Annotated in this window: 3 protein-coding genes and 1 pseudogene; 2 read left to right on the top strand and 2 right to left on the bottom strand. The window is 70.5% G+C overall.

Going from position 1 to position 2,691, the window contains the following annotated elements; all coding sequences use genetic code 11:
* Positions 1-14: 14 nt before the first annotated feature.
* Together rfbC and rfbA are read right to left on the bottom strand one after the other, a co-directional pair.
* Positions 15-614 (bottom strand): dTDP-4-dehydrorhamnose 3,5-epimerase, encoded by a 600-nt coding sequence (gene rfbC / locus ABD308_RS22780; RefSeq protein WP_344338048.1) that lies wholly within the window; start codon positions 612-614, stop codon positions 15-17.
* Positions 611-1,486, bottom strand: coding sequence for a glucose-1-phosphate thymidylyltransferase RfbA (gene rfbA, locus ABD308_RS22775; RefSeq protein ID WP_344338046.1), 876 nt, complete (start codon positions 1,484-1,486; stop codon positions 611-613). The genes rfbC and rfbA overlap by 4 nt, the downstream gene beginning before the upstream one ends.
* 81 nt (positions 1,487-1,567) lie before the next feature.
* On the opposite strand from rfbA, the gene rfbB reads away from it, so the two are divergent.
* Together rfbB and ABD308_RS22765 are read left to right on the top strand one after the other, a co-directional pair.
* Entirely contained in the window at positions 1,568-2,545 is a 978-nt protein-coding gene (gene rfbB, locus ABD308_RS22770; RefSeq protein ID WP_344338044.1) for a dTDP-glucose 4,6-dehydratase, read from the top strand.
* Positions 2,546-2,595: 50 nt separating this feature from the next.
* Positions 2,596-2,691 (top strand): annotated as a pseudogene (locus ABD308_RS22765) (dTDP-4-dehydrorhamnose reductase); the annotation flags it as partial.

The raw sequence follows: 2,691 nt of genomic DNA, 5'->3' as shown, positions 1-2,691 counted from the left end.
CGGCTCCGCCGGGGTCACCCCGTGCGCAGCGACTCCGTGTAGGCGAGGCAGGTCGCGTGGTCGGGCAGCAGACCGGTGGAGATCGCGTCCGCGAGGGACGGCGCCGCGTCGTCCCGGGCCGACAGCAGCGGCACGTCGGCCGGCCACTCGATCGCCAGGTCCGGGTCCAGCGGGTGCACGCCGTGCTCGCCGGTCGGGTTGTACGTCGCCGAGCACAGGTACGACAGCGTGGCGTCGTCGCTGAGCGCGCAGAACCCGTGGCCGAAGCCCTCCGGGATGTAGACGGCCTTGCGCTCGGTGTCGTCCAGGCGGACGCCCTCCCAGCGGCCGAAGGTCGGCGAGCCGACCCGCAGGTCGACGATGACGTCCAGCACCGCGCCGCGCACGCAGGTCACGTACTTGGCCTGGCCGGGCGGCACGTCGGCGAAGTGGATGCCGCGCACGACGCCCCGGGAGGACACCGAGAGGTTGGCCTGCCGCAGGTCCAGCGGGTGGCCGACGACCTCGGCGAGCCGGTCGAACCGGTACCACTCGGTGAACAGGCCGCGCGGGTCGCCGTGCAGCTGCGGGCTGATCTCGAAGACGCCCTCGATCGAGAGCTCGCGGAACTTCACCGCACCTCACCCGAGTCCAGCAGGCCCAGCAGGTACTGGCCGTAGCCGCTCTTCAGCAGCGGCTCGGCGAGCTCGCGCAGCCGGTCGTCGTCGATCAGCCCGGCCCGCCAGACGGCCTCCTCGATGCAGCCGATCTTGAAGCCCTGGCGCTCCTCGATGACCCGGACGAACTCGGACGCCTGCACCATCGAGACGAACGTGCCGGTGTCCAGCCACGCGGTGCCGCGGTCGAGGATCGTGACGTGCAGGTCGCCGGAGGCCAGGTACGCCTCGTTGACGGCGGTGATCTCCAGCTCGCCGCGCGCGCTCGGCTTCAGGTCGCGGGCGATCTCGACCACGCGGTTGTCGTAGAAGTACAGGCCCGGGACGGCGTAGCGGGACTTCGGCTCGGTCGGCTTCTCCTCGATGGAGATGGCCTGGCCGTCCTCGTCGAATTCGACGACGCCGTACGCCGTCGGGTCGGCCACCGGGTACGCGAAGACCCGGCCGCCCTTGGCGTCGGTGTGCTCGGCGAGCCGGGTGCCCAGGCCGCTGCCGTGGAAGATGTTGTCGCCGAGGATGAGCGCGACCGGCTCGTCGCCGATGAAGTCGCTGCCCAGGACGAACGCCTGGGCGATGCCCTCGGGCTTCTCCTGGACGGCGTACTCCAGACGGAGGCCGAACTGCGAACCGTCGCCGAGCAGGCGCTCGAACTGCTCCCGGTCCGCGGGGGTGGTGATGATCAGGATCTCGCTGATCCCGGCCATCACGAGGGTCGACAGGGGGTAGTAGATCATCGGCTTGTCGAAGACCGGGAGGAGCTGCTTCGACACCGCCCGAGTGAGCGGCCACAGCCGGGAGCCGGTGCCGCCGGCCAGAAGGATTCCACGCATGCGTGCACCTTATTCGAGAACGGACGAGTGGTACGGCCCGGGTCCGCCGCAGCAGCGGGACGGCGCTAGACTGCGCGCATTATGCGCATCCTTGTGACCGGCGGCGCCGGGTTCATCGGGTCGGAGTTCGTCCGTCAGCTCCTCGGGGCTGACGCAGAGGCTCGGATCACCGTCTTTGACAAGCTCACCTACTCCGGCGTCGAGGCCAACCTGGCGTCCGTCGCGGACCACAGCGGCTACACCTTCGTCCGGGGCGACATCTGCGACACCGAGGCCGTCGACCAGGTCATGCCCGGTCACGACGTGGTCGTCCACTTCGCGGCCGAGTCGCACGTCGACCGTTCGATCGCGGGCGCGGGCCCGTTCGTGCTGACCAACGTCGTCGGCACCCAGGTCCTGCTGGACTCCGCCCGCAAGCACGGCGTCTCCCGCTTCGTCCACGTCTCCACCGACGAGGTCTACGGCTCGATCAGCGAGGGCTCCTGGACGGAGACCTGGCCGCTCGCCCCGAACTCGCCGTACTCGGCCTCCAAGGCCGGCTCCGACCTGCTGGCGCTGGCGTACCACCGCACGCACGGCATGGACGTCGTGGTGACCCGCTGCTCCAACAACTACGGGCACTACCAGTTCCCGGAGAAGGTCATCCCGCTGTTCACCACCAACCTGATCGACGGCAAGACGGTCCCGCTGTACGGCGACGGCGGCAACATCCGCGACTGGCTGCACGTCTCGGACCACTGCCGGGGCATCGAGCTGGTCATGCGCGGCGGCCGCCCGGGTGAGGTCTACAACATCGGCGGCGGCACCGAGGTCACCAACAAGGAGCTGACCGGCCTGCTGCTGGAGGCCGCCGGCGCGGGCTGGGACCGGGTCGTGCACGTCGAGGACCGCAAGGGCCACGACCTGCGCTACTCGCTCGACATCAGCAAGATCCGCGAGGAGCTCGGCTACGAGCCGCAGGTCCGCTTCGAGGACGGCCTCGCCGCGACCATCGCCTGGTACCGCGAGAACCGTGCCTGGTGGGAGCCGCTGAAGACGAAGGCGGCCCTGGAGAAGTGACCGCTCCCGTCTCTCGACCGGTCCGCTGGCTGGTCACCGGCGCGGCGGGGATGCTCGGCCGCGACGTGCTGGCCGTGCTCGCCACCGACCCCGCGGCCGAGGTCACCGCGCTCCGCCGGGCCGACCTCGACGTCACCGACGCGGCG

Source organism: Kitasatospora putterlickiae, assembly GCF_039527695.1.
GTDB lineage: Bacteria > Actinomycetota > Actinomycetes > Streptomycetales > Streptomycetaceae > Kitasatospora > Kitasatospora putterlickiae.
The sequence above is the reverse complement of the archived record's forward strand: the minus strand, read 5'-3'. Positions and strand labels throughout refer to the sequence as shown.